Raw genomic sequence first — 26,333 nt, forward strand, 5'->3', positions numbered from 1 at the left:
AGGTCATGAATGACCATGCTCAGCAGCCCGGAATGATCTTCGGAATAAGGCTCTGACCTGCGGTTTTGTATGGAGCGGGTGACGAGAATCGAACTCGCACTGTCAGCTTGGGAAGCTGATGTTCTACCATTGAACTACACCCGCGAGGTGCGCCCGAACACTACCGCAGCGCCCGCCACGCCTGGCGGGGCCCCCTGCACCACCGCAGGATCAGCGGGTGACGAGCGACCTCTACGACGGCTTCCCGCCCGGCTTCTTCGCCCGGGACGACGACCGCCCGGACGACGTCTTCTACGCCCCTGAACGGCTGGTCACCCACATCGACGACCGGGCGATCGCCGCCGTCGGTGCGCTGTACACCGAGCTGGGCATCACCGGCCGCGCGCTGGACCTGATGTCGTCGTGGGTCTCCCACTTCGAGACCCCGCCCGCCGAGCTCGTCGTCCTCGGCATGAACGCCGCCGAGCTCGACGCGAACCCGGCCGCCACGCAGCGCATCGTGCACGACCTGAACGCCGACCCGCGGATCCCGCTGCCGGACGCCGACGTCGACGCGGTCGTCTGCTGCGTCTCGGTGGACTACCTGACCCGGCCGATCGAGGTGCTGGCCGAGGCCGCGCGGGTGCTGCACCCCGGCGGCGTCGTCGCGATCACCTTCTCCAACCGCTGCTTCCCGACCAAGGCCGTGCACGGGTGGCTGGCCACCTCCGACGAGCAGCACGGGCCGCTGGTGGCCGAGCTGCTGCGCCGGGCCGGCGGGTTCGACGAGCCCCGGGTGGAGCTGCGCACCCCGCCCGGGCCCGGTGACCCCCTGTGGGCGGTCACCGCCCGCCGCCGCTAGACGAGCGTCCCCGCGCAGGACGACGAGCAGTCCACCGACCACAGTGACGCCGGCAGCCCGCTGAAGAACGCCGTCACCACCAGCTTCTGGCCGCCGGGTCCGGTGATGACTACCGGGCCGGACGGCGCCGGAGGGCCGCTGGGCACCGGTGCGGTCGACGGCGCCGCCGTGGTGCTGGGCGCCGACGTCGGGCCGGCCGAGCCGCTCGAGGACACGTACGTCAGCGCCCTGGACAGCTCCGAGCGCAGACCACCACCGGGGGTGGAGAGCACCAGGTCGTAGACCCCGGGCACCCGAGCCGGGGCGCTGAACACCACCTGGGTCGACGACCAGGACAGGACGGTTCCCACGCCCGAGTCACCGACCAGCACCCGCGGCTCCGCGGTGAACGTCCCGCGCACGGTCACCGCGGCACCGCCGGCGGCGTCGACCCGGTTGGGGCTGACCGAGGTCACCCGGAAGTCGCCGACCCCGGGGTAGACCGTGGACCCGCCCGGCGGCACCGTCGGCACCGGTGACGCACCGGTCGGGGAGGCGGTGGCCCGGGGCGTCGTGGTCGTCGGCGCCGCACCCGTGGGCACGGGGCGGGCGGTGGTCGGGGCGGCCGTCGTGGGCGCGGAGCCCGTGGTCGGGGCAGCGCCGGTCGGGCCGGACCCGGTGGGTCCGGCGGTCGGGGCGGTGCTGGGCCCGGCCGTGGTGGGGGTGGCCGAGGTGGGTGCCGCGCCGGTCGGTCCGGACCCGGTCGGGCCCGCGCCGGTCGGCCCGGCGGTCGGGACGGAGGACGTCGGCGCCGCACCGGTCGGCCCGGCACCCGTGGGCCCGGCGCCCGTCGGCCCCGCCGTGGTGGGGGCCGCCGTCCCGGTGCCGGTCGGGGCCGCACCCGAGGTCGGTGCCGCACCGGTGGTCGGGGCGGACGTCGGGCCCGCACCCGTGGTGGGCGCGGGGGTCGGTGCCGGCGCCGTAGCGACGGTCAGCGGCGCGGCCGAGGCCCGGCCGAGCGGGGTGCCGTCCTGCAGGAGCTGGACGGTGAGCACGTACCGGCCCTCGGTCAACGTGGTCGAGGGAGCCAGGACCAGCGTCCCCGAGCCCGGCCCGCGGGTGCCCAGCGGGACGGCGACGGTGCCGGTGTCGTCCGTGGTCAGCGTGCTGCCGCCCACGACGAGCTGCTGGCCGGACACCGCGTACACCTGGCCCAGCCGCATGCCCAACCCGAGGACGGCCGTGTAGTCACCGGCCGGCAGGTCGGTGCTGCTGGCCAGCGACGGGCTCAGCGGGCCGGGCGCGCCGGTCATGCCGGTGAAGGTCCAACCCACCTGCTGGCTGCCCAGCGCGGCGAGGCCGTCCAGGCTCAGCCGGCCGCCGGTCACCGACCGGCCGGTCAGCGCCGGCACCGGGTCGACGTCGTCCAGCAGCGCCTGCTTGATTTCCGCGGCAGTGGCCGTGGGCATGAGGCTGCGGTACATCGCCACGGCCGCGGCCACCTCGGGGGCGGCGATCGAGGTGCCGCCCACGAGCCGGTACCCGCCGTCGTTCCACGTGGTGAAGACCAGGTTGCCCGGTGCCACGAGGTCGACGGAGGTCGCCCCGTAGGCCGACGAGGACGACAGCGTGTCCGACGCCGTCGAGCTCCCGACGGTGACGAGCGCCGGGTCGGCGAGCGACGCGGGGTAGAGGGCGTTGCTGTCCCGGTCGCCCGAGTCGTTGCCGGCCGCGGCCACCACGAGGACGCCGTTGTCCCCGGCGTAGTCGATGGCCGACTGCAGGGCGGCCAGCGCCGAACCGGAGAAGGCGCCGCCCCAGGACGCGTTGATGACGTCCGCCCCGTGGTCCACCGCGTACCGGATCGCCTGGACGCCCAGGTTGACGTCGACGTTCTGCCCGCTGCCGATGACCAGGGGCATGATCTGGGCGTCCGGTGCCACCCCGGCCGAGCCCTCGGCGTTCCCGGCCCGCGCGGCGGCCACCCCGGCCACGTTGGTGCCGTGGGTGCCGTTCGCGCCGTTGTCGACGTCGGCGGTCCCCGTCGTGAAGTTCCAGCCGTGGCAGTCGCCGGCCTTGCCGTTCCCGTCGGTGTCGACCGACCCGCAGGGCTCGTTGGGGTTGGACCACAGCGACCCGACCAGGTCGGGGTGGTCGGAGTCGAACCCGGTGTCGACGACGGCGATGACGGTGCCGCTCCCGGTCGTGGCGGCCCACCCCGCCGTGGCGTCGACGTCGGCGTCCCGGACACCGCTCTGGTTGTAGAAGTTGCTGCCCGTGTTCTCCAGGTTCCAGCCGTAGCTCGACCAGTACGGGTCGGTGGGGTCGGCCATCACCGGCACGGACACCGACGGCTCCACCGAGGTCACCCCGGGGATGGCGGCGAGCACCGACGGCCCGGCCGTGTCGGTGGCGACGAGCACTCCGCCGTCGAACAGCGGTTGGGCGTTGACCACGCCGGGCGTCGCCGTCGCGGCGGTGACCAGCGCGGCGGGGTCGGCGGTGCCCAGCACCCAGCGGCTCAGCCCGTCCCCGGGGCCGTAGTCGTCGGCGACGGCGACGGGGACGTCGGGCAGGCGGAGGGTGTCGGCCACCGCCGCGGCGGCGAACCCGACCACCACGGTCGCGGCCATGCCCACCGCGACGAGCCGGCGGTCGGCGGTCCAGCTGGTGCCCACGGGTGTCCTCCCACGGTGTGCCGGTGCACACCTCGGGCAGGTCATCGACCGCGGGGGGCCCGGACCGGAGCGGTCCCACCCGTCCGGATGAGAGAGCTCTCATCCGCGTCTCACCGGCCGGCCACCGCGCGCCGCGACGCTGGTGCCGTGCGCCCCCGGTCCGCCCTGCTCGCGGTGCTCGCCACCGTCGTGGCGGTCACCGTCGTTGTGCTGGGCTGGACGGCGCTGCGCCCGGCCGCCACCGGCGTGGGGGAGGTGCCGGCGCCGATCAGCGTCCCGGTGCCCACCGCGGTGCCGCCGCCGTCGTCCGCCGTCCCGTCGCCGCCGGCGCCGCAGCCCGGCCCCACCGACGTCGTCCCCCCGGCCCCGCCCGAGGACGACGACGATGACGACGACTCCGACGACGACGGGGACACCGACGACCCGGACGACGTTGACGACGACGGTGAGGACTGAGCGCAGCAGCCGGGGCCGGCGACGGTGGGCGCCCCGTGCTGCCCGCACCCGGATCATCGGCTGGGTCCTGCTGCTGGTCCTGCTCTCCCTCGCCGCGGTCGTGGTGGTGACCTGGCGGTTGCTGGTCGCCGAGACCGACGAGCGGATGGCGGCCTCCCTGCAGGCCGAGGTCGTCGAGTTCCGGCAGCTGGTCGACACCGGCATCGACCCGCGCACCGGCGCCGCGTTCGCCTCAGTCGACGACGTCCTCTCCGCCGTGCTGACCTACAACCAGGCGCGGCCCAACGAGAAGTTCCTGGCCTACGTCGACGGCGCCTACCGCTACCAGAGCCGGGTCGAGGCGCCGGTGCGGCTGTCCGACGACGCCCGGTTCACCGCGCTGGTCGGGTCGGTGACGGAGTCCCGCTCGGGCAGCTACGCCTCGGGGGCCGGCGAGGTGCTCTACGTCGCCGTCCCGGTCTCCCTGGCCGGCGCCCCGGGCAGCGGCGTCGTCGTCGCGGCGTTCTTCGCCGACCTCGAGCGCGAGGCCGCCGACTCCACCGCCCGGCTGATGCTGCTGGTCGGCGGCCTGACGTCGCTGGCCGCGGCCGGTGGCGCCTGGGTGGTGGCGGGCCGGATCCTGCGGCCGGTCCGCGACGTCGCGGCGACCGCGCACAGCATCACCGAGACCGACCTGTCCGGCCGGATCGAGGTCGCCGACGGCCCCGGCGACGAGCTCGCCGACCTCGGCCGGTCGGTGAACGCGATGCTCGACCGGGTGGAGTCCGGGGTGGCCGCCCAGCGCCGGTTCCTGGACGACGCCGGCCACGAGCTGCGGACGCCGATCACCATCGTCCGCGGCCACCTCGAGGTGCTCGACCCGGCCGACCCCGACGACGTCCGCGGCACCGTGGCCCTCGTCGACGACGAGCTCGACCGGATGAACCGCATCGTCAGCGACCTGCTCCTGCTCGCCCGCGCCGAGCAGCCCGCGTTCGTGCGCCCGCACCCGGTCGACGTCGCCGCCCTCACCGCCGAGGTCGCCCGCAAGGTGCAGCGCCTCGGCGACCGCGAGTGGGTGCTGGAGTCCGCCGCCGACGTCGACGCCGTCCTCGACCCGCAGCGGGTCACCCAGGCCGTCGTCGCGCTGGCCGACAACGCCGTCCACGTGACCGGCCCCGGCGACCGCATCGGCCTGGGCAGCCGCCTCGTCGACGGCGAGCTGCGCCTCTGGGTCGCCGACAGCGGACCCGGCGTGGCCCCCGAGGACCGGGAACGGGTCTTCGAGCGCTTCGGCCGCGGGCAGGCCGGGCAGCGGCGCAGCGACGGCGCCGGGCTGGGCCTGGCCATCGTCAGCGCCATCGCCGCCGCGCACGGGGGCCGGGTCGCGCTGGACTCCGTGCCCGGCCGCGGCGCCACCTTCTCCCTCGTGCTCCCCGCCCACCTCGCGCCGCCCGCCGACACCGCAGACGGCACCGTCGACGACGCCTCGGCCACCGCCGAGGACCCGCACCCCGCTGGAGGCACCCCCTGAGCCGGATCCTGGTCGCCGAGGACGAGCCGCGCATCGCCTCGTTCGTGGAGAAGGGCCTCAGGGCCAACGGGTTCACCGTGACCGTCGTCGGCGACGGCCTGGCCGCCCGCGACGCCGCCCGCAGCGGCGAGCACGACCTGATGGTGCTCGACATCGGCCTGCCGGTGCTGGACGGGTTCGCGGTGCTCAGGGCCCTGCGCGCCGAGCGGTGCACCATCCCGGTCGTCGTCCTCACCGCGCGCGACTCCGTCACCGACACCGTCGCCGGGCTCGAGGGCGGCGCCGACGACTACATGGCCAAGCCCTTCCGGTTCGAGGAGCTGCTGGCCCGCGTGCGGCTGCGGCTGGCCCCCGACCGGTCCGGCGGCGAGCTGACCGTGCTCACCGCCGGCGACCTGTCGCTGGACCTGCGCACCCGCCGCGCCCACGTCGACGGCCGCACCGTGGACCTCTCGGCCCGGGAGTTCGCCCTGGCCGAGACCTTCCTGCGGCACCCCGGCCAGGTGCTGGCCCGCGAGCAGCTGCTCTCGCACGTGTGGGGCTACGACTTCGACCCCGGCTCCAACGTGGTGGACGTCTACGTGCGGTACCTGCGCAAGAAGCTGGGTGCGGCGCGGATCGAGACGGTGCGGGGGATGGGCTACCGGCTGGTCTGAGCCCGCCTCCCCGTTGTCGATCATCGGAACGCGCAGCTGGGACACGCCGGCGATCGGCGCGTCCCAGCTGCGGATGACGATGATCAACTCCCGCTCGGGGAGCAGGGATCAGTCGTCGGGCGTGGTGTCGTCCGGGGTCGCGATGTCCGGAGTGGCGTCGTCCGGGGTGGTGTCGGGCGTCGCCGTGTCGGGCGTCGCGTCGTCCGGGGTCGCGTCGTCCGGGGTGGCGTCGTCGGGCGTGTTGTCCGGGGTCGCGTCGTCGGGGGTCTGGGTGTCGGGGGTTGCGTCGTCGGGCGTGCCGTCGGGGGTGTCGTCGCCGGCGACGTCGGTGACGGCGGTCTGCTGGCCGGCGGGGACGTCGTCGTCCGCGGCGGCGACACCGGCGCCGGCGATGCCCAGGCCGGTCAGGGCGATGCCGAAGGTGACGGTCTTCCAGGTGGCGGGGCGGTTCATCTCGGGTCCTCCTCGGTCGGGCTCATCTGCTGACAGGGACCACCATCGCCACGCCCGGTGAGGTGCCGAGGAGAGCTCGGTGAGCGCTCTCTCATCCGCCCGCGAGCAGCTCCTCGGCCAGCGCGAGCCGGGCCTCGGTCGCCTGCGGCCACCCCCGGCCCTGCACCCGGAACGGGCCGGTGGCCAGGCCCAGCACCACGGCGGCCACCCGCGGGGCGAGCTGCTCCGGGGGCCAGGGCAGCGCAGCGGCGAGCTCCCGCCGGTAGCCGTGCGCGCCCAGCACGGCCAGGTGGCCCAGCAGGTTCGCCAGGTCGTCGACCCGGTGCCCGGCACCGGCGCCGTCGACGTCGAGCAGGCCGCTGACCTGGCCGTCGGCCAGCAGCAGCTGGGCCTCGTACAGGTCGCCGTGCACCGGCACGAGCGGGTGCTCGCCCGGGTCGGCCGCAGCCAGGGCGTTGGCCAGCGCGGTCAGCCGGGGGCGCAGGTGCGGCACCACCAGGCCCAGCACGGCCGCGTGCCCGGCGGCCCGCTCCAGCGGGCCGCGCACCGGCGCCCGGTCGGCCAGCGCGGCCGGCAGCCGGTCCAGCAGGTCGGTGAGGACGGCGGCCGACGGGCGGGCCTGCGGGTCGTCGAGGACGGCGCGCACCGGCGTCCCGGGCCGCTCGGCCAGCACCACCACGCCGTCGTCGGCCGCGGCGAGCACCTCGGGCACCGGCAGCCCGGCCAGCAGCCGGTGCCGCCCCACGAGCCCGTCGACCTCGGCCGGGCGGACCACCTTGACGAACCACCGCCCGCCCGGGGCCTGCACCTCCACCACCGCGCGCCGGCTGGGCCGGTAGGCGCGCAGCCGCAGCCGGGCGCCCTGCGCGGGCACGCCGAGCGAGGGCAGCCACGAGCGGACGGCGGCCGCCGACGTCGCCCGGGCCAGCGCCGGCAGGGCGGGGTCGTGCGGCCAGCGCCACAGCCCGACGTCGGTGCCGGCGCCGTCGGACAGCACCGCCGCACCGGCCGGGATCCGGCTGCCGGTGGTGGCGGCCAGGGTGTCCCCGAGCGGCCGGCCCGCGGCGTCGACCAGCTGCGCGGCGTACTGCACGGTGGCCGCGCCGTCGGCCCGCAGCGACACCGACGTCGCCCGCAGCGCGCGCAACGAGGCACCCGAGGGCGCCAGCGCCGCCGTCCAGAGGTCGACCGCGGGCTCGCCGAGCAGCAGCTGCAGGGACGGCGGCCAGCGCTCGGCGAGGGCGGGACCGGCGGCGGGGGCGAGCAGGGAGGTCACCGCGCGACCCTGCGCCGGCGCGATGACGACCCGGTGAGCGCTGGATGAGGGATCCCTCATCCAGGTATCGGAAGCTTCACCCGACCCATCGGGCCGGATCGGCGGGGTGGAGCTTCCGATACCCGGGGTCACCGGTCACTGGCGCATGGCCGCCAGGAAGCCGGTCATCTCGGAGCTGAGCTGCTCGGCCAGCCGCGACAGGCCGGTCTGGTCGGCCCCGGCGAGGGAGGCGGAGCCGTCGACGGCGGCCGCGATGCCCTCGACCAGCCCGGTCATGGCCAGCACGGTGTCGCCGACCGAGCTCATCACCGCGGCCACGTCGTCGCAGGAGGCCTGGATGGCCGCGACCTGCTCGGTGACCTTCTCGGTGGCCCGGCCGGTCTGGTCGGCCAGGTCCTTGACCTCGCTGGCCACCACGGCGAAGCCGCGGCCGGCCTCTCCGGCGCGGGCGGCCTCGATGGTGGCGTTGAGGGCGAGCAGCCGGGTCTGCCCGGCGACGCTCTCGATGAGCGCGATGACCTGGGCGATCTCCTGGGAGGAGCGGGTGAGGGAGTCGATGGTGCCGCGGGCGGCGTCGACCTCGGTGCTGGCGGCCCCGGCCGCGCCGGTGAGGCCTGCGGCGGTGGCCGACAGCTCGGTGGCGGCGGTGGCCACGCCCTCGGACGTGGAGAGCACGACCGACTCGAACTCGTCGGCCAGCTCCAGGCGGGAGGCCGCGGCGGCGTCGACCCGGCCGGCGGAGGCCTTCATCGCGTCGCGGGCGTCGTTGATGGTGGCCGCGCTGCGGCGGAAGGAGCCGGGCAGGCCGGTGAGGAGCACCTTGCGGTGGTAGCGGCCCTCCGAGGCCGAGGTCAGCGAGGCGCTGGCCTCGCGGACGAAGGCGTCGGAGACGTCGAGGACCCGGTTGACCTCGTCGCGCAGCGCGACCAGTTCGGGGACGTCGGCCGAGCCGGGCACGGGGACGGCGCGGGCCTCGAGGTCGCCGCGGGCGGCTGCGGCCAGGTCCTGGGTCAGCTGGCGCACGAAGGCGCGGTAGACGGCGAGCTCGGCGGCGTCGGCGGAGGACCCGCCGCGGGACAGCAGGGACACGTCAGTTCTCCTCGGCGCCGATGATCGACCAGATCAGGTCCTCGTAGCTGGCGGCCCGCTCGGCCACCAGCCGGGTGAGCAGCTCCGACGAGGCGGCCACGGCCGCGCGGGCGGTGGGGTGGCGGCGCTCCTCGTCCAGCAGTGCGGTGTAGAGCGGGCGCACCTGGGCCAGCGCGCCGGGGGAGGGGCGGCGGCGGTTGGAGTGGTAGCCCACGATCTGGCCGCGCTCGTCGAAGGAGGGCGTGACGTGGGCGAGCACCCAGTAGTTCGCGCCGTCCTTGGCCAGGTTGTTGATGTAGGCGAACAGCTCCTGGCCGGCGGAGATGGTGTCCCACAGCAGCGCGAACACCGCGCGCGGCATGTCGGGGTGCCGGATGAGGTTGTGCGGCTGGCCGATGACCTCGTCGAGGGCGTAGGCGCCCACGCGGCAGAACACGTCGTTGGCGTAGGTGATGACGCCGCGGCGGTCGGTCTTGGAGACGATCAGCTCGTCGGCGCCGAAGCTGCGCTCGACGCCGGTGGGTCGTACGGGGGTCCGGCCGCGGGCCGGTGCCTCCAGCGTGGTCATGCGTCCGCCTCGTCTCGGGTGGGGAGTCGCCTCCGTCATCGGACGGAGGGGTTCCGAGTTGAGCCGGACCGGAGGTCAGCCCCGGTCGACGACCACCGGGGGCTCGGCGCCGGCGGCCTCCACCGTGGGACCGTCGTCGGCCGAGCCGGTCAGCCCGGGCACCTCGTCGTCCACCTGGCGGGGCGCGCAGACCAGCCAGCCGGTGACGAACAGCCCGGCGACCCCGGCGTAGACCAGCACGAACATGCCCGTGTAGCCGCCGGTCCAGCCACGCAGCAGGCCCACCAGCACCGGGCCGGCCGCCGAGATCGCGTAGCCCCAGCCCTGCACCACCGTCGACAGCGCGTTCACCGTCTCCGGCGTGCGGGCCCGCATGCCCAGCAGCGCCAGCACCATCGCGAAGGTGCCCATGCCGCAGCCCAGCAGCGACATCCACAGCCAGGTCAGGGTCAGCGGGGCCAGCAGCAGGCCGGTCCAGCCGGCCAGGTAGCAGGCCATGAAGGCCACCAGCATCGGCCGCTGCCAGGCCTGCCGGACCGTGCCCATCGGCACCAGCGCGTTGAGCGGGATCACGATGAGCGCGTTGACGCCGACCAGCGCGCCGGCCGCGGCGGCGGACATGCCCTCGTCGCGCAGGTACTGCGCCGTCCAGCCGACGATCACGTAGGCCTGCATCGCCTGCAGGCCGAAGAACACCGCGAGCTGCCAGGCCAGCGAGCTGCGCACCAGCGCCCGCAGCCGCACCGCCCGGGCCGGCCCGCCGGACCCGCCCGACCGCTTCGGGACGGCGAGCCAGGGCAGCACCGCGAGGACGGCGAACACCGCCCACACGCCCAGCGCCCACCGCCACCCGTCGGCGCCCACGGCCGCGGCGACCGGGGCGGTGGAGACGCTGGCCACCGCGCCGCCGACGGCCATCGCGGTGCTGTACGCGCCGACCAGCAGACCGGTGCGGCCGGGGAACCAGTGCTTGACGATGCCCGGCAGCAGCACGTTGCCCAGCGCGCCGCCGACCATCGTGGCCACGGTGCCGAGCAGGAAGACCCAGAACGACGGCGCGACCGCCCGGCCGACCACGCCGAGCGCCATCACGACCAGCGCCGCGGCCAGCACGTGGCCGTCGCGGAACCGGGCGGCCAGCGGCGGGCCGGCGAACCCGATCGCGGCGAAGCACAGCAGCGGCATGGTGGTGATCAGCCCGGCCGCACCGGAGGAGATGCCCAGGCCCTGCTCGATCTCCTGCAGCACCGGCCCGATGCTGTTGACCGCCGTCCGCAGGTTGAACCCGGTGAGCACGACGGCGGTCGCGACGAGCGCCAGCCCCCGTCGGGAGGATCCGGCGGGGGCTGGCGGGGCGGTCACGAGAACCCATGGTCCACCCGGGCGCGCGGCCCGGGGAGGGCGGGTCAGCTGCGGGAGAAGGCCGCGTCGAAGGCCGCGGACGGCGGGTCGAAGGCCAGCTTCCGCACGAAGTCCAGCGCCTCGGGGGCACCGACCAGGCGGTCCATGCCGGCGTCCTCCCACTCCACCGAGATGGGGCCGTCGTAGCCGATCGTGTTCAGCATCCGGAAGCAGGCCTCCCACGGGACGTCGCCGTGCCCGGTGGAGACGAAGTCCCAGCCGCGGCGCGGGTCGGCCCAGGGCAGGTGCGAGCCCATCCGGCCGTTGCGGCCGTTGCCGACCTGCTTCTTCGCGTCCTTGCAGTCCACGTGGTAGATCCGGTCCTTGAAGTCCCAGAGGAACCCGACCGGGTCGAGGTCCTGCCACACGAAGTGCGACGGGTCCCAGTTCAGCCCGAAGGCCTCGCGGTGGCCGATCGCCTCCAGGGTGGCGACCGTCGTCCAGTAGTCGTAGGCGATCTCCGAGGGGTGCACCTCGTGGGCGAACCGGGCGCCGGCGGCGTCGAACTCGTCGAGGATCGGGTTCCACCGGTCGGCGAAGTCCTGGTAGCCGGCGGCCACCATCGACTCGGGGACCGGCGGGAACATCGCCACGGTCTTCCAGATCGAGGACCCGGTGAACCCGACGACGGTGGAGACGCCGAGGGCCTTCGCGGCGTGCGCGGTGGCCTTCATCTCCTCCGCGGCGCGGCGGCGCACGCCCTCGGGGTCGCCGTCGCCCCACACCCGCGGGTCGACCATGTTCTGGTGCCGGGCGTCGATCGGGTCGTCGCAGACGGCCTGGCCGTTGAGGTGGTTGGAGATGGCCCAGACCTGCAGGCCGTGCTGCTCCAGCAGGTCCTTCTTGGCGCGGACGTAGCCGTCGTCCTCGGTGGCGCGGACGACGTCGAGGTGGTCGCCCCAGCAGGCGATCTCCAGGCCGTCGTAGCCCCACCCGGAGGCCAGCCGGCACACCTCCTCGAACGGCAGGTCGGCCCACTGGCCGGTGAACAGGGTGACGGGGCGGGGCATCGGGTCTCGCTCTCTACAGGGTGACGGGGGTCCAGGCGGAGCCGGCGGCGGAGCTGCGCTGCACGGTGTCCAGCACGCGCTGCACGGCCAGGCCGTCGGCGAAGGACGGCGTGGGCTGCTCGCCCGCGGCCAGCGCGCCGACGAGGTCGACGACCTGGTGGGTGAAGCCGTGCTCGTAGCCCAGCCCGTGCCCGGCCGGCCACCAGTGCCCGACGTAGGGGTGCCCGGGCTCGGTGACCACGATCCGCCGGAAGCCGGCGGTCTCGTCGGGGTCGGCGCCGTCGAAGAAGTGCAGGGTGTTCATGTCCTCGAAGTCGAACGCGAGGCTGCCGGCCGAGCCGTTGACCTCGATCCGGATGGCGTTCTTGCGGCCGAGGGCGAACCGGGTGGCCTCGAAGGTGGCCAGCGCGCCGCCGGAGAAGCGGGCCAGGAACAGCGCGGCGTCGTCCACGGTGACCGTGCCGGTGCCCTCGCCGGCGGTGCCGGACAGCGACCCGGCGGCCGAGGGCAGCGGGCGCTCCTTGACGAAGGTCTCCAGGGTCGCGGCGACCCCGGTGATCTGCTCGCCGAGGATGTGCTGGGTCAGGTCGACCACGTGCGCGCCGATGTCGCCCAGCGCGCCCGAGCCGGCCTTGTCGGCCTCCAGCCGCCAGGACATGGGGGCCTGCGGGTCGGCGATCCAGTCCTGCAGGTAGGCCGCGCGGACGTGCCGCACCTGCCCGATGCGGCCGTCGGCGACCAGCTGGCGGGCCAGCGCGATCGCCGGCACCCGGCGGTAGGTGAACCCGACCATGGCGAACACGCCGCGCTCCGCGGCGCGGGCGGCGGCGTCGGCCATGGCCTCGGCCTCGGCGACGGAGTTGGCCAGCGGCTTCTCGCACAGCACGTGCTTGCCGGCCTCGAGCGCGGCGATCGCGATCTCGGCGTGGGTGTCGCCCGGGGTGCAGACGTCGACCAGGTCGACGTCGTCCCGGGTGATCACCTCGCGCCAGTCGGTGGCGCTGGCGGCCCAGCCGAGCCGGTCGGCGGCGGCCGCGGCGCGGTCGGCGTCCCGGCCGACGACGACGGCCAGCTCGGGGGCCAGGGGCAGGTCGAAGAATCGGGGTGCGGTACGCCAGGCGTGCGAGTGGGCGGCGCCCATGAACGCGTGCCCGACCATCGCGACCCGGAGCGGGGTGGTCATGCGGGTCCTCCAGGGGTGGGCCGGGGCCGCGCCCGTGCGCGGCCCCGGCGGTCGATCAGGACTCGAACGCGCTGTCGATGTACTGGTCGACGTTGTCCGCGGTCACGACGGGGGCCGACAGGGTGATCTGGCGGGGCACCTCGACGTCGGTCAGGTCGGACAGGCCCTTGTCCTGGGCGAGCAGGCGGGCGAGCCGGACGCCGTCGGCGGCCTGGCTGGCCGGGTAGATGACCGTGGCCTGCAGGACCGAGTCGCCGGCCTGGATGCTGCGCATGGCGTTGGCCGAACCGGCGCCGCCGACCATGAAGAACTCGTCGCGGCCGGCGTTGGTGATGGCGGCCAGGACGCCGATGCCCTGGTCGTCGTCGTGGTTCCAGATGGCGTCGATCTGCGGGGCGGCCTGCAGCAGGTTCGCCGTGACCTCCTCGCCGGACTCCACGGTGAACTCCGCGGCGACCCGGTTGTCGACGTCCAGGCCGCACTCGGCCAGGGCGTCGGCGAAGCCCTGGCTGCGCTCCTGGGTCAGCGGGAGGGAGTCGATGCCGGCCACCTCGGCGACCACGGCGTCGGGCTGGTCGCCCAGCTCGGAGCAGATGTACTGGCCGGCCGAGATGCCCATGCCGTAGTTGTCGCCCAGCACGGTGACGCGGGCGGCGTTGGGGTCGCTGAACTCGCGGTCGACGTTGATGACCGGGATGCCGGCCTGCATGGCCTCGAGCGCGATCGGGGTCATCGCGTCGCCGTCGAAGGGCAGCAGCACGATGGCGTCCACGCCGTCGTTGATGAAGGTCTCGACCTGGGCAATCTGCGCGCTCACGTCGTTGGTGCCCTCGGCGACGCGCAGGTCGATGTCCTCGTAGCGGTCGGCCTCGGCCTGGGCGGCCGCGGTGATCTGGGCCATCCAGCCGTGGTCGGCGGCCGGGGCGGAGAAACCGATGACGACGGTGTCGCCCGGGTCGTCGTTGGAGCTGGCGGCGTTGTTGCCGCCGCTCCCGCTGCCGGACTCGCTGGCCTCGGGGGTGTTGCCGGTGCAGCCGGTGACCAGGGCAGCGGCGCCGACGACGGCGACGGTGGTGGTCAACAGGCGACGGTGCCGTGCGGACATGCTGGTTCTCCTTGAGGTGGGGTGGTGCGGGGGAGTCAGGGAGCGGGGACGCCGGGGCTGGCGCCGGCGGGGGCGCCGTCGGCGGCGGTGGGGGGCGTGCTCGCGGGGGAGCGGCGCTGCTTGCGACCGGCGGCGACCCGCTGCTGGAGCAGCACGGCGAGGACGATGATCACGCCCTTGGCGACGGCCTGGGCGGAGCTGGAGATGTTGTTGAGCGTGAACACGTTGCTCAGCGACGTGAAGATCAGGACGCCGAGGACGGTGCCGACGATCGTGCCGCGGCCCCCGATGAGCAGGGTGCCGCCGATGACCACCGCGGCGATGGCGTCGAGCTCGAGCAGCGTGCCGTGGGTGGAGCTGCCGGTCGTGGTGCGGGCCATGAGCATCACGGCGGCGATGCCGCAGGTGATCCCCGACAGCACGTAGAGGGCGACCGTGTGCCGCTGCACCCGGATGCCGGCCAGCCGGGCGGCCTCGGCGTTGCCGCCGACGGCGAAGGTGCGCCGGCCGAACGTCGTCCGGTTGAGCAGCACCCAGCCCACGACGGCGACCAGCGCGAAGATCCACACCAGGGCCGGCAGGCCCAGCGGCGAGGCGGTGAAGAAGTCCAGGAAGCCGTCGTTCTTCACCGTCTGGGTGCGCCGGTTGGCCAGGATCTCGGCCAGGCCGCGCGCGGCCACCAGCATGGCCAGGGTGGCGATGAAGGCCACGAGCTTGCCGTAGGCGATCACCACCCCGTTGACCAGGCCGGCCAGCCCGCCGACCAGCAGCGCGGTGCCGACCATGACGATCCAGTGGATGTCGTCGGCCAGCGCCTGGGTGGCCAGCGTGGTGGCCCAGACGGAGGACAGCGCGACCAGCGCGCCGACCGACAGGTCGATGCCACCGCCGATGATCACGAAGGTCATGCCGATGCTGACCACGCCGGTCACCGCGGCCAGCCGCAGGATGGTGATCAGGTTGTCGGTGCTGGCGAACCGGTCGCCGGCGGTGACGACGCCGACGACGCACAGGATGACCAGGGCGATCACCAGTCCGGCGTTGCGGCCGACCGAGCCGGAGAGGAACGAGCCGCCGGTGCCGCGCCGGGGCGCCGTGCCGGTGGCCGGGGGGGCCTGGGTGGTCGGGGTGCTCATGCCACGTGTCCCTTGCTGGTGTGGGTGGGGGTGCCCTGCATGACCAGGTCGAGGACCTGGTGCTCGTCGAGTGCGGTGGCCGGCCGGTCGGCCAGCACGCGGCCCTCGGCCAGCACCAGGACGCGGTCGGCCAGGCCGAGGACCTCGGGGATCTCGCTGCTGACCACCACGACGGCGACGCCGCGGTCGGCCAGGGCGCGGACCAGGGCGTAGATCTCCGACCGGGCGCCGACGTCGACGCCGCGGGTGGGCTCGTCCAGCAGCAGCACCCGGCACTCGCGCAGCAGCCAGCGGGCCAGCACGACCTTCTGCTGGTTGCCGCCGGAGAGCGTGCGGACCTCGCGGTCGACGTCGACCGGGCGCAGGTCGAGGGCCTCGGTCTGCTCGCGGGCCGCGGCCTTCTCCCCGCGCACGGAGAGGAACCCGCCGCGGGCGAAGCGGGCCATGCTGGAGAGGGTGATGTTGCGGTAGATCGGGTCGCCGAGCAGCAGCGCCTGGCTCTTGCGCTCCTCGGGGGCCAGGCCGACGCCGGCGGCGACCGCGGCCGCGACGTCGCCCGGGCGCAGCTTCTGCCCGTCCACCCGGACCTCGCCGCTGGTCGGCCGGCGGGCGCCGTAGACGGCCTCGAGCACCTCGGAGCGGCCGGAACCGACCAGCCCGGCCAGGCCCAGGATCTCGCCGGGGGCGACGGTGAAGGAGACGTCGTCGACGTGGCCGGGGACGGTGACGTGGTCGACCTCGAGCAGCGGCGCGGCGGTCACGGCGGCCCGCTCGGTGCGCTGCGGGAAGACGTACTCGATGGTGCGGCCGGTCATCAGCGAGATGACCTCGCGGGTCGGGGTCTCCCGGGCGGGCAGCCCGGTGGCCACCGTGCGGCCGTCCTTGATGACGGTGATGCGGTCGCCGACCTGGCGGATCTCCTCGAGCCGGTGGGAGATGTAGACGACGGCGACGCCGTCGGCGGTGAGGTCGCGGACGACGGCGAACAGCCGCTCGACTTCCTCGTTGTCCAGCACCGCGGAGGGCTCGTCCATGACGATCAGCCGGGCGTCCTGGGACAGCGCGCGGGCCATGCTGACCATCTGCTGGCTGGCCGCCGACAGCGCGCCGACCTCGGTGCCGGGGCGGATCTCGGGGTGGCCGAGCCGCTCGAGCAGCGCCGAGGTGGCCCGGTGTGCGGCGGCGGGGCGGGACAGGCCGAAGCGGGAGCGCTCGCGGCCGAGGAAGACGTTGTCGGCCACCGACAGGCCCGAGACCAGGTCGAGCTCCTGGTAGATGGTGGCGATGCCGAGCTTCATGGCGGCCTGCGGGTCGGTGAGCCGCACGGCCTCGCCGTCCCAGCGGATCTCGCCCTCGTCGGGCTGGTGCGCCCCGGCCAGGACCTTGATGAGGGTGGACTTGCCGGCGCCGTTCTGGCCGAGCAGGCAGTGCACCTCGCCGGCCCGGACGTCGAGGTCGACGCCGCCGAGGGCCCGCACCCCGGGGAAGGTCTTGACGATCCCCTGCATCTGCAGGAGAGCTCCGTCGCCGCTGCTCACACCGCCGCCCTCCGTTGGGTGGTCTATTAGTTCAACCGATGAACGAGTTCAGCGGCTGAACTATGACACGGATCACTTCGGCTGCACAGGGCCTGCACAGACGTGATCGAACCGTGATCTGGTCGCGGCGCGCGGTGATCGGGAATCCGACTTATGCGCAACGCTGAGCGTTAGTCCGCTCAGCAGGAACCTAGGAGACGCGCAGCGGCGTGGTCAAGGTCTCCCGGCGTTGTTACCGGAACGAGACCAGCCGGTCAGGCGTGCAGGGCCCCGCGGACGCCGTCCTCGTCGAGGCAGGCCTCCACGGCCATGAGCGCGGCACCGACCCGGCCCGACAGCTCGGGCGCGGCGCTGAGCTCGACGGCGAGGGTGCGGGCGGCCAGCGGCATCGCCCGGGCGTACACCGACTCGCGGATGCCCGACAGCAGCGGCAGCCCGGCGTGGGCGACCCCGCCGGTGACGACGATCCGGTGCGGGTTGAAGAAGTTGACCAGCGCGGCCAGCACCGTGCCGATCGTGCGGCCGGCCTGCCGGACCAGCTCCAGCGCGGGCCCGTCGCCGCGGGCGGCCAGGCCGACGACGTCGCGGGTCGAGGTGACCGGCAGGCCCGCGGCGAGCGCGTCGCGCAGCAGCGAGGAGCCGCTGGCCAGCGCCTCCAGGCAGTTGGTGTTGCCGCAGCGGCACAGCACGCTGCGGTCGTCGGGGGCGGCGACGTGGATGTGCCCGATGTCGCCGGCGCTGCCCTGGGCGCCGCGGTAGACCCGGCCCTCGACCACCACGCCGCAGCCGACGCCGGTGCCGACCTTGACCACCAGGACGTCGAGGTCCGAGCCGGTCACGCCCATCTCGCCCAGCGCCATGACGTTCACGTCGTTGTCGACCACCACCGGGACCGGCCAGCGGGCGAAGGCCTCCGGGATCGGGTGGTCGTGCCAGCCCGGCATGATCGGCGGGTGGGAGGGCCGGCCGGTCGAGAACTCCACCGGCCCGGGGACGCCCACCCCGACCGCCCGGACGTCGGCGTCGGACAGCCCCGCCGCGGCCAGCACCTCGGCCCCCAGCCGGACCGCCTCGGCCAGCACCGCGTGCGGCCCCTCGGCGATGTCCATCGGGTGGCCGGCGGTGGCCAGCACCCGGGCCGACAGGTCGGTGACGGCGACGTCGACGCTGGTCACCCCGAGGTCGACGGCCAGCACGCACCCCGCGCGGCTGTTGAACTGCAGCAGGGTCGGCGGCCGGCCGCCGGTGCTGTCCCCGCGCCCGCCCTCGACCAGCAGGTCCGCGCCGATGAGCTGGTCCACCCGGCTGCTGATGGTGTTGCGCGAGGCGCCGGTCAGCGCGGCGAGCTCGGCCCGGCTGCTGGCCCGCCCGGCGCGCACGTGCTGCAGCAGCGCAGCCGGCGAGGCGGAGACCGACGGCTGCTGGACCACGCGCGACATGGTGGCACGGCCCCGCGGCGGGCCCGTCGCGGTCAGCCCGCCTCGCCCAGCCGGCGGGGCACCGAACGGGGCACCCGGCGCCACAGGCCCTTGAGCGCGAGCAGCGTGAGCACCGCGGCCAGCATGATCCCGACGACGTTGATGCCCAGCTGGAGCAGCGACCGGGCGGAGTCGGTCCAGTCGCCGAACGCGATGCCCAGCGCGAGGGCCGCGACCGCCGGCACCGTGGTCACCGAGATGAAGACGCCGACCAGGCTGGCGGACTTCGAGCTGGTCAGCGCCAGCATCCCGGCGACACCGGCGATGAAGGCCACCGGGAACGACCAGCGGTCGGGGCGGGTGATGAACCCGGTCGCCGGTCGCTCGGCGAGCAGGTCGGACACGTCGGCCCAGCCCCACCAGCGCAGCAGCAGCGCGAAGCCGACGGTCAGCACCGTGGCGACGGCGAACCCGACGCCGAGGGAGGTCAGCGAGTGCCGGATGACCAGCCGGTTCCGGTGCACCAGGCCCAGCGCGATCCCGGCCAGCGGGCTGAACTCCGGGCCCATGACCATGCCGCCGATGAGCAGCACCGCGGAGTCGGTGATGATCGCCAGCGCGGCCAGCAGGCAGGCGATGGTCAGGAACGCGCAGAACGTCCAGGTCAGCCGCGACTCCTCGTCGGCGGTGGCGACCACCTGGTCCCAGACCACCGCGTCCGCGCCGTCCCCGGGGGCGTCCTGCTCGGCGCGCTCGGAGGCCGCCGACAGCGAGGTGTCCACCGACTCGATCGCGATCCCGCCGTCCTCGTCGACGCCATGCCGCTGCAGCTCGTCGACGAGGTGGTCGACCGACTCCCGCGCCACGTCGCACATGACCAGGTCGCCGTCGGGCCGGCGCACCGCCCCGCGCAGGTGGACCAGGTGGGTCACCCCGACGTGGTCGTCGAGCAGCGCGTGGACCTCGTCGGCCCGGTCGGCCGGGACGGTGATCCGCAGATGCAGCAGCACGCGCAGATTGTCACCTGGTCCCAGTGACCTGGAGGGTGGTGGTGGCGACCTGGCGGGTCGTGCCGTCCGCGGCGACGGCCAGGACGGCGACCTCGTGCGGGCCGTCGCCGGCGGGCGCGGCAATCGCCAGGCTGGGGGACAGGCACTGGGTGAGCTCCAGCGCCGGGCCGGCACCGGTCTGGGTGTAGCTGACCGTCGAGCCGGCGTCGCCGCGGACCGGTGCGCCGTCGACGGTGAGCACGTAGGGCACGCCGTCGGGGCCGGTGAGCCGCACGTACATGGTCTGCCCGGCGGTGACCTGGCTGGAGGAGACCCCGATCGCCGGGGTGGTGCAGTCCGCGGTCAGCGGCACCTCGTCGGCCCCGCGCGAGGAGGTGAACCCCAGCACCGCGAGCACGACGACGGCGACGGCCAGCCACGTCCAGTGGTTGCCGCGGCGGATGGGCGTGCGGTCACCGGCCAGCGCCCGCTCGTCGCCGACGTCGCGGGCGAAGTGCTGGGCGGTGCGCCGGTTGCCGGCCGCCAGCTCGGGGTCCTCCCGCCCGCGGACGCCACCGAAGATGAAGCTCACCGCGCCAGTGTCCCCCGTTCTCCTACTCCGCCGGGGCCGCGCCCGGGCCGGACTGGCCCTGCTGGGTCTCCCCGTGCTGGGTGCCCTGCGGGGCGGTGCCGCGGTCGGTGGTGCCCTCGGCGCCCGGCTGCGGACCGGACTCCGCACCGGCCGCCGCCGCGCCCACCGGCGCCATCGAGCGCAGCAGGATCTGGCTGACGTCGAGCACCTCGACGTGCTCGGCGGCCTCGCCCTTCTCCTTCTTGGAGTTCACCGCGTCGCTGAGCATCGTGATGCAGAACGGGCAGGCGGTGGAGATGACGTCGGGGTCGAGCTCGAGGGCCTCCTCGGTGCGGTTCATGTTGATCCGCGACCCGATCTTCTCCTCCATCCACATGCGCGCACCGCCGGCGCCGCAGCAGAAGCCGCGGTCCTTGCAACGGTGCATCTCCTGGGTGCGCAGGCCCTGCACGCTGTCCAGGATCTCCCGCGGCGGGGTGTAGACCTTGTTGTGCCGGCCCAGGAAGCACGGGTCGTGGTAGGTCACCTTGCGGTCGATCGGGGTGACCGGGGTGAGCCGGCCCTCCTCGACCAGCTGGCCCAGCAGCTGGGTGTGGTGCACGACGTCGTAGTCGCCGCCCAGCTGCGGGTACTCGCGGTTGATCGAGTTGAAGCAGTGCGGGCAGGTGGCCACGATCTTGCGCCGGCCGGCCTCGCGGCCCTCGAAGACGGTGTTGAGCGTCTCGACGTTCTCGGCGGCCAGCTGCTGGAAGACGAACTCGTTGCCCATGCGGCGGGCCGGGTCGCCGGTGCACGTCTCGCCCGAGCCCAGCACGGCGAACTCCACGCCCGCGGTGTGCAGCAGCTCGGCGACGGCCTTGGTGACCTTCTTGGCGCGGTCGTCGATCGCGCCGGCGCAGCCGACCCAGAACAGGTACTCGACGTCGTCGTCGATGGCGCCCTCGACCTGGCGGACCGGGAAGGGCATGTCCTTCATCCACTCGTCACGGGTGGACGGGCTCACGCCCCACGGGTTGCCGCGGTTCTCCAGGTTGCGCAGCATCACGCCGGCCTCGGACGGGAAGCTGGACTCGATCAGCGTCTGGTAGCGGCGCATGTCGTTGATGTGGTCGACGTGCTCGATGTCGACCGGGCACTGCTCGACGCAGGCGCCGCAGTTGGTGCAGCTCCACAGCACGTCGGGGTCGATGACCCCGCCCTCCTCGAGGGTGCCGACCAGCGGCCGCTCGGCCTGGGCGTCGTTGGTGCCCTGGATCCGGGCGAAGCCGGAGTACCAGGTCTGCTCCATCGACGGGGCCTCCGGCGTCATCACGGACTCCCCGCCCGCGCTGTCGCCCTTGCCGTCGCCGACCTCGCGGGCCCCCACCAGGTACGGCGCCTTGGCGTACAGGTGGTCCCGCAGGTCCATGATCACCATCTTCGGCGACAGGGGCTTGCCGGTGTTCCAGGCCGGGCACTGGCTCTGGCACCGCCCGCACTCGGTGCAGGTGGTGAAGTCCAGCATCCCCTTCCAGGTGAAGTCCTCGATCTTGCCGCGGCCGAAGACGGCGTCCTCGTCGGGGTCCTCGAAGTCGATCGGGACACCGCCGGAGGTCATCGGCTGCATCGGGCCCAGCGCGACGGCGCCGTCGTCCTCGCGCTTGAAGTAGATGTTGAAGAAGGCGCTGAACCGGTGCCAGGCCACGCCCATGGTCAGGTTGCGGGCGATCACGATCAGCCAGACCAGGCTGACCACGATCTTCACGAACGCGATGACGCTGACCAGGTCGGCGTTGTCGGGGAACAGGTTCGACAGCGCCGAGCTGACCGGGTGCGACCAGCCGGGGGCGTCGTCCAGGCCCGAGGCGATCTTGGCCGCCCGGATGGACAGGATGCAGATGCCGATGACCAGGACGACGGCCTCGACGAAGTAGCCGCGGCCCTCGTTGGAGCCGGTGAAGCGGCCGTTGCGGCCGGTGCGCCGCGGGTGGTCCTTCTGCCGGATGACGATCAGCACCAGGATGCCGAGCACGGTGCCCAGGCCGATGACGTCGACGAACAGGTTCCAGATGCCCCAGGTGCCGATCAGCGGCAGGTGGAACGAGGGGTCGAACACCTCGCCGAAGGCCTCGACCAGGGTGAGGAACAGGCCGTAGAAGCCCACCATCACGAACCAGTGCGCGGCGCCGATGGTCGACCACTTGAGCATCCGGGTGTGGCCCAGGGACTCCACGGCGAGGTTCTTCAGCCGGGGGCCCACGGGGCCGAACCGGCTGCCGTCGGGCTGGCCGGTCCTGATCACCGCCAGCATCTTGCGCACGGCCTGGGTCGCGAGGACCACGGCGACGACGAGCAGCAGCACGCAGAGCGTGCCCAGGACGACCTGCAACGGGCCCACGGAACTCCCTCTCCCCACCGGTCGACGACGACCGAGGTGACGTGCCCGGACGATAGTCCAGGGCACCCACAGGCTACTGACGAGTAACCCCGGACGGTGCGCGCCGGGTCGCGTTGCCCTCGACACGCCGCCGTGGCAACCTCTGGCGACCGCCCGACGAGCACCGATCCACGGCGCTGCGGGCCGGGACGGGGAGGCGGCACGTGCACGGGCAGGTGCGCCGCCGCGTCTACCTCGCCATCTGCGTGCTGGGCCTGGTGGGTTGCGGCTGGCAGATCGCCGGCGCCGAGGGGCACCCGCTCGAGCGCACGGTCTCCTTCCCCCTGCTGGCCGTGTTCCTCGTCGGCGCGGGCGTCGTCCTGGTCCGGTTCCCCGACCGCATCCGGTGGGTCGAGGTCGGCGGGTTCGTCGTGCTGGCCGCCGTGTGGCTGACCACCATGGCCCTGCAGCTGGCCACCGCCCCCGACGACGCCGCCGCCTGGGCGTCGCTGTTCCCGGGCGTGTTCGCGAACCTGTGCCTGCTCGTCGTGCTCGCGCACCTGTGGTTCGACACCCGCTGGGCGTTGATCGCCTCGCTGGCCGGGCCGGCCGTCGCCCTGGTGGTCGGCCTGCTCCGGTTCGTCCCCGGGGAGCCCGGCGGGCGCGGCTACGCCCCCGACCTGGTCGGCGCGCTGGGCTACGTGGCGGTGCTGGCGATGCTGGCGTTCCTCATGGCCCGCAGCAAGGAGGCCCTCGCGCTCAGCCGCGCCGAGGCCGCCCGGCTGCGCGAGCTCGCGCACACCGACGTCCTCACCGGCCTGCCCAACCGCCGCAGCCTCATCGACGCGCTGCACACCGCGGTGCAGGACCGCCGGGCCGGCGGGTCCACCGCCGTCGTGCTGTTCGACCTCGACCACTTCAAGGCCGTCAACGACCGGTACGGCCACGACGTCGGCGACCTGGTGCTGCAGGAGGTCGCCGAGGTGGTGCGCGCGTCGCTGCGGCCCGACGCGGTGTTCGGCCGGTGGGGCGGCGAGGAGTTCCTGGTGGTGGTGCCCCGGGCCGACCTCGAGGCCGGCGCCGCGGTGGCCGAGCGGTTGCGCCGGGACATCGCCGCGCACGGCTTCCCCGGCGGACTGGTGATGACGGCGAGCTTCGGGGTCAGCGTGCTCGACGACGTCGACTCGGTGGACGCGGTGCTGCTGCGCGCCGACCGGCTGCTCTACGTGGCCAAGGAGGGCGGCCGCGACCTCGTCGTCTCCCGGTTGCCCCGTCCCTGAGGGGGCCGGGAACACCACCCGGAGGTTTGCCGTTACGGTGGGCAGGAAAGTTGAGCGGCCGGGGCGCAAGGCGCCCGACGCGAGACCACCGGACCTGCACGGCACACCAGCGCACGAGAAGGGCCACATCCCATGGCACGAGCGGTCGGCATCGACCTCGGCACCACCAACTCCGTCGTCACCGTCCTCGAGGGCGGCGAGCCCACGGTCATCGCCAACTCCGAGGGCTCCCGCACCACCCCGTCGGTCGTCGCCTTCGCCAAGAACGGCGAGGTCCTGGTCGGCCAGTCGGCGAAGAACCAGGCGGTCACCAACGTCGACCGCACCATCCGCTCGGTGAAGCGGCACATGGGCACCGACTGGAAGACCGCCGACATCGACGGCAAGCAGTACACCCCGCAGGAGATCAGCGCCCGCGTGCTGCAGAAGCTCAAGCGCGACGCCGAGACCTACCTGGGCGAGCCGGTCACCGAGGCCGTCATCACCGTCCCCGCCTACTTCGAGGACGCCCAGCGCCAGGCCACCAAGGAGGCCGGCGAGATCGCCGGCCTGAACGTCCTGCGCATCGTCAACGAGCCCACCGCCGCGGCCCTGGCCTACGGCCTGGACAAGGGCGAGACCGAGCAGACCATCCTGGTCTTCGACCTCGGTGGCGGCACCTTCGACGTCAGCCTGCTGGAGATCGGCGACGGCGTCATCGAGGTCAAGGCCACCGCCGGTGACAACCAGCTCGGTGGTGACGACTGGGACCAGGCCGTCATGGACCACCTGGTCAAGCAGTTCAACGCCGCCAACGGCATCGACCTGTCCAAGGACAAGCTGGCCATGCAGCGGCTGCGCGAGGCCGCGGAGAAGGCCAAGATCGAGCTGTCGGGCGCGCAGTCGACCAACGTCAACCTGCCCTACATCACCGCCGGGGCCGACGGCCCGCTGCACCTGGACGTCACGATCACCCGCGCGGAGTTCCAGCGGCTCACCCAGTCGCTGCTGGACCGCACCAAGGCGCCGTTCAACCAGGCCGTCCGCGACGCCGGCATCTCCGTCGGCCAGATCGACCACGTCGTCCTCGTGGGTGGCTCCACCCGCATGCCGGCGGTGTCGGACCTGGTCCGCGAGCTGACCGGGGGCAAGGAGCCCAACAAGGGCGTCAACCCCGACGAGGTCGTCGCCATCGGTGCCGCGCTGCAGGCCGGCGTGCTCCGCGGCGAGGTCAAGGACGTGCTGCTCCTCGACGTCACCCCGCTGTCCCTGGGCATCGAGACCAAGGGCGGGATCATGACCAAGCTCATCGAGCGCAACACCACGATCCCGACCAAGCGCTCCGAGATCTTCACGACGGCCGACGACAACCAGCCGTCCGTGCAGATCCAGGTCTTCCAGGGCGAGCGCGAGATGGCCGCCTACAACAAGAAGCTCGGCATGTTCGAGCTGACCGGTCTGCCGCCGGCCCCCCGCGGGGTCCCGCAGATCGAGGTGGCCTTCGACATCGACGCCAACGGCATCGTGCACGTCCACGCGAAGGACCTGGGCACCGGCAAGGAGCAGTCGATGACCATCACCGGCGGCTCGGCCCTGCCCAAGGACGACATCGAGCGGATGATGAAGGACGCCGAGGCGCACGCCGAGGAGGACAAGAAGCGCCGCGACGAGGCCGAGACCCGCAACCTGGCCGAGTCCCTCCAGTACCAGACCGAGAAGTTCCTGGCGGAGAACGGCGACAAGATCCCCGAGGACAAGAAGGACGAGCTCGGTGCGGCGCTGACCGACCTGCGCTCGGCCCTCGGCGGCTCGGACATCGCGGCCATCAAGACCGCGCAGGAGAACGTCGCCCGGATCTCGCAGGAGGTCGGCGGTGCGCTCTACGCCCAGCAGGCGGAGAACGCGGCCGGCGCCGAGGGCCAGCCGGGTGCCGCGGGCGCCGGTGCGGCCGGTGCCGGTGCCGCCGGCTCGGCCCCGGACGACGACGTCGTCGACGCCGAGATCGTGGACGAGGACACCGACAAGAAGTGACCGACCGACCGCAGGACGAGGAGACCCCGCGCGTCGTCATCCGTGACAAGCGCCGGATCGACCCGACCAGCGGCCAGGTGCGGGAGCCGGCCGGCGAGACCGTGATGGGCTCGCCGGCCGGCACCGCCGGTCGACCAGGGTCGACAGCCACCCCAGGGGAGCAGATGAGCGAGCAGAACGGTCCGGCCCCCGAGCCCGACCAGCCCGACGTGGTGACCCCCGAGGTCCCCGACACCCCGGCCGAGCTGGTCGGTGACGACACCGCCCGGCAGCTGGCCGAGCGGACCGAGGACCTGCAGCGGGTCACCGCCGAGTACGCCAACTACCGGCGGCGGGTCGACCGCGACCGGGTCGCCGTGGTCGACCAGGCCGCGGAGCGGTTCGCCGGCCAGCTGATCCCGATCGTCGACGACATCGAGCGGGCCAGGGAGCACGGCGACCTGACCGGTGCGTTCAAGGTCGTCGCCGACCGCGTGCTGGGCCTGCTCGACGGCCTGGGCGTGGTCACCTTCGGCGCCCCGGGCGACGCGTTCGACCCGGCGCTGCACGAGGCGGTGCTGCACGACACCTCCGCCGACGTGCAGGTGCCCACCGCCACCACGGTGCTGCGCCCGGGCTTCCGGCGCGGTGACCGGGTGCTGCGCACCGCGATGGTCGGGGTCACCGACCCCGAGAGCCCCGCGCCGGCGGCGCCGGCGGCCGACGGGGAGCAGCAGCCGGGGGACACCCCGGCCGGTTGAGCACGACGCGGACGGGGTGGGTCCTGACCCACCCCGTCCGCACCCGACCATCCCGTCCGGCCACCG

General features: G+C 74.0%; 22 protein-coding genes and 1 tRNA gene. 7 read left to right on the forward strand and 16 right to left on the reverse strand.

Features of this window, described 5'->3' with window-relative positions; translation table 11 throughout:
* Nucleotides 1-70: 70 nt before the first annotated feature.
* Nucleotides 71-144, reverse strand: a tRNA-Gly gene (locus BM158_RS03530).
* Nucleotides 145-217: 73 nt separating this feature from the next.
* Between BM158_RS03530 and BM158_RS03535 the strand changes: the two genes are divergently transcribed.
* Nucleotides 218-841 (forward strand): methyltransferase domain-containing protein, encoded by a 624-nt coding sequence (locus BM158_RS03535; protein ID WP_091554737.1) that lies wholly within the window; start codon nucleotides 218-220, stop codon nucleotides 839-841.
* Here the strand turns inward: BM158_RS03535 and BM158_RS03540 are convergent.
* On the reverse strand, nucleotides 838-3,498 hold the full coding sequence (locus BM158_RS03540) for a S8 family serine peptidase (protein WP_165628825.1): 2,661 nt from the start codon (nucleotides 3,496-3,498) through the stop codon (nucleotides 838-840). The two genes, BM158_RS03535 and BM158_RS03540, sit on opposite strands and share 4 nt — an antisense overlap.
* 147 nt (nucleotides 3,499-3,645) lie before the next feature.
* On the opposite strand from BM158_RS03540, the gene BM158_RS03545 reads away from it, so the two are divergent.
* Genes BM158_RS03545 through BM158_RS03555 form a run of 3 tightly spaced genes read left to right on the forward strand, consistent with a single transcriptional unit; the run spans nucleotide 3,646 to nucleotide 6,123 of the window.
* Nucleotides 3,646-3,954, forward strand: coding sequence for a hypothetical protein (locus tag BM158_RS03545; protein WP_091554740.1), 309 nt, complete (start codon nucleotides 3,646-3,648; stop codon nucleotides 3,952-3,954).
* The gene (locus BM158_RS03550; protein WP_229827470.1) at nucleotides 3,944-5,467 is read left to right on the forward strand and encodes a sensor histidine kinase; all 1,524 of its coding nucleotides are present in this window, start codon (nucleotides 3,944-3,946) and stop codon (nucleotides 5,465-5,467) included. Before BM158_RS03545 ends, BM158_RS03550 begins: the two co-directional genes overlap by 11 nt.
* An 8-nt stretch (nucleotides 5,468-5,475) precedes the next feature.
* Complete coding sequence (locus BM158_RS03555) at nucleotides 5,476-6,123, forward strand: response regulator transcription factor (RefSeq protein ID WP_278247557.1); 648 nt, start codon at nucleotides 5,476-5,478, stop codon at nucleotides 6,121-6,123.
* Between the two features lie 108 nt (nucleotides 6,124-6,231).
* Here the strand turns inward: BM158_RS03555 and BM158_RS03560 are convergent, their stop codons facing one another.
* The 14 genes from BM158_RS03560 to BM158_RS03625 all read right to left on the reverse strand — a co-directional run bounded on the left by BM158_RS03560 (nucleotide 6,232) and on the right by BM158_RS03625 (nucleotide 22,258).
* Complete coding sequence (locus BM158_RS03560) at nucleotides 6,232-6,576, reverse strand: hypothetical protein (protein WP_091554745.1); 345 nt, start codon at nucleotides 6,574-6,576, stop codon at nucleotides 6,232-6,234.
* A gap of 91 nt (nucleotides 6,577-6,667) precedes the next feature.
* On the reverse strand, nucleotides 6,668-7,852 hold the full coding sequence (locus BM158_RS03565) for a phosphotransferase (RefSeq protein WP_165628826.1): 1,185 nt from the start codon (nucleotides 7,850-7,852) through the stop codon (nucleotides 6,668-6,670).
* Between the two features lie 135 nt (nucleotides 7,853-7,987).
* Nucleotides 7,988-8,941, reverse strand: coding sequence for a methyl-accepting chemotaxis protein (locus tag BM158_RS22235; RefSeq protein WP_229827468.1), 954 nt, complete (start codon nucleotides 8,939-8,941; stop codon nucleotides 7,988-7,990).
* Between the two features lies 1 nt (nucleotide 8,942).
* A complete protein-coding gene (locus BM158_RS03575; protein ID WP_091554750.1) occupies nucleotides 8,943-9,509 on the reverse strand; it encodes a PAS domain-containing protein in 567 nt (188 codons plus the stop codon).
* A gap of 75 nt (nucleotides 9,510-9,584) precedes the next feature.
* A complete protein-coding gene (locus BM158_RS03580) occupies nucleotides 9,585-10,871 on the reverse strand; it encodes an MFS transporter (RefSeq protein ID WP_091554752.1) in 1,287 nt (428 codons plus the stop codon).
* A 44-nt stretch (nucleotides 10,872-10,915) separates the two neighbouring features.
* Nucleotides 10,916-11,920, reverse strand: coding sequence for a sugar phosphate isomerase/epimerase family protein (locus BM158_RS03585; protein ID WP_091554755.1), 1,005 nt, complete (start codon nucleotides 11,918-11,920; stop codon nucleotides 10,916-10,918).
* A 13-nt stretch (nucleotides 11,921-11,933) separates the two neighbouring features.
* On the reverse strand, nucleotides 11,934-13,103 hold the full coding sequence (locus BM158_RS03590; protein ID WP_091554757.1) for a Gfo/Idh/MocA family protein: 1,170 nt from the start codon (nucleotides 13,101-13,103) through the stop codon (nucleotides 11,934-11,936).
* 55 nt (nucleotides 13,104-13,158) lie between these two features.
* Nucleotides 13,159-14,184, reverse strand: a complete 1,026-nt coding sequence (locus BM158_RS03595) for a substrate-binding domain-containing protein (protein ID WP_229827467.1) — start codon at nucleotides 14,182-14,184, stop codon at nucleotides 13,159-13,161.
* Between the two features lie 59 nt (nucleotides 14,185-14,243).
* Nucleotides 14,244-15,344 carry an ABC transporter permease gene (locus BM158_RS03600; RefSeq protein ID WP_091554761.1) on the reverse strand — a complete coding sequence of 367 codons (1,101 nt, stop codon included), beginning with the start codon at nucleotides 15,342-15,344 and terminating at the stop codon, nucleotides 14,244-14,246.
* Nucleotides 15,341-16,852 carry a sugar ABC transporter ATP-binding protein gene (locus BM158_RS03605; protein ID WP_091554762.1) on the reverse strand — a complete coding sequence of 504 codons (1,512 nt, stop codon included), beginning with the start codon at nucleotides 16,850-16,852 and terminating at the stop codon, nucleotides 15,341-15,343. The genes BM158_RS03600 and BM158_RS03605 overlap by 4 nt, the downstream gene beginning before the upstream one ends.
* Before the next feature lie 284 nt (nucleotides 16,853-17,136).
* A complete protein-coding gene (locus tag BM158_RS03610; RefSeq protein WP_229827466.1) occupies nucleotides 17,137-18,312 on the reverse strand; it encodes an ROK family protein in 1,176 nt (391 codons plus the stop codon).
* Between the two features lie 41 nt (nucleotides 18,313-18,353).
* Nucleotides 18,354-19,310 carry a DUF389 domain-containing protein gene (locus BM158_RS03615; RefSeq protein WP_207506147.1) on the reverse strand — a complete coding sequence of 319 codons (957 nt, stop codon included), beginning with the start codon at nucleotides 19,308-19,310 and terminating at the stop codon, nucleotides 18,354-18,356.
* A 10-nt stretch (nucleotides 19,311-19,320) separates the two neighbouring features.
* On the reverse strand, nucleotides 19,321-19,881 hold the full coding sequence (locus tag BM158_RS03620) for a hypothetical protein (RefSeq protein ID WP_091554765.1): 561 nt from the start codon (nucleotides 19,879-19,881) through the stop codon (nucleotides 19,321-19,323).
* A gap of 22 nt (nucleotides 19,882-19,903) precedes the next feature.
* Nucleotides 19,904-22,258, reverse strand: coding sequence for a (Fe-S)-binding protein (locus tag BM158_RS03625; protein WP_091554768.1), 2,355 nt, complete (start codon nucleotides 22,256-22,258; stop codon nucleotides 19,904-19,906).
* Nucleotides 22,259-22,461: 203 nt separating this feature from the next.
* Here BM158_RS03625 and BM158_RS03630 point away from each other — a divergent pair, with 203 nt between their 5' ends.
* The 3 genes from BM158_RS03630 to grpE all read left to right on the forward strand — a co-directional run bounded on the left by BM158_RS03630 (nucleotide 22,462) and on the right by grpE (nucleotide 26,267).
* Nucleotides 22,462-23,517, forward strand: coding sequence for a GGDEF domain-containing protein (locus tag BM158_RS03630; protein ID WP_091554772.1), 1,056 nt, complete (start codon nucleotides 22,462-22,464; stop codon nucleotides 23,515-23,517).
* A gap of 132 nt (nucleotides 23,518-23,649) precedes the next feature.
* Nucleotides 23,650-25,527, forward strand: coding sequence for a molecular chaperone DnaK (gene dnaK, locus BM158_RS03635; RefSeq protein ID WP_091554775.1), 1,878 nt, complete (start codon nucleotides 23,650-23,652; stop codon nucleotides 25,525-25,527).
* On the forward strand, nucleotides 25,524-26,267 hold the full coding sequence (grpE, locus tag BM158_RS03640) for a nucleotide exchange factor GrpE (protein WP_091554777.1): 744 nt from the start codon (nucleotides 25,524-25,526) through the stop codon (nucleotides 26,265-26,267). Before dnaK ends, grpE begins: the two co-directional genes overlap by 4 nt.
* Nucleotides 26,268-26,333: the final 66 nt, after the last annotated feature.

The sequence above is a fragment of the Klenkia taihuensis genome (genome assembly GCF_900112525.1).
Taxonomy (GTDB): Bacteria; Actinomycetota; Actinomycetes; order Mycobacteriales; family Geodermatophilaceae; genus Klenkia; species Klenkia taihuensis.

What these genes read in the sequence shown, in the direction of transcription:
- BM158_RS03560 (WP_091554745.1), bottom strand. Translation starts at nt 6,576, where the DNA reads ATGAACCGCCCCGCCACCTGGAAGACCGTCACCTTCGGCATCGCCCTG.
- BM158_RS03585 (WP_091554755.1), bottom strand. Translation starts at nt 11,920, where the DNA reads ATGCCCCGCCCCGTCACCCTGTTCACCGGCCAGTGGGCCGACCTGCCG.
- BM158_RS03590 (WP_091554757.1), bottom strand. Translation starts at nt 13,103, where the DNA reads ATGACCACCCCGCTCCGGGTCGCGATGGTCGGGCACGCGTTCATGGGC.
- BM158_RS03605 (WP_091554762.1), bottom strand. Translation starts at nt 16,852, where the DNA reads ATGCAGGGGATCGTCAAGACCTTCCCCGGGGTGCGGGCCCTCGGCGGC.
- BM158_RS03575 (WP_091554750.1), bottom strand. Translation starts at nt 9,509, where the DNA reads ATGACCACGCTGGAGGCACCGGCCCGCGGCCGGACCCCCGTACGACCC.
- dnaK (WP_091554775.1), top strand. Translation starts at nt 23,650, where the DNA reads ATGGCACGAGCGGTCGGCATCGACCTCGGCACCACCAACTCCGTCGTC.
- BM158_RS03600 (WP_091554761.1), bottom strand. Translation starts at nt 15,344, where the DNA reads ATGAGCACCCCGACCACCCAGGCCCCCCCGGCCACCGGCACGGCGCCC.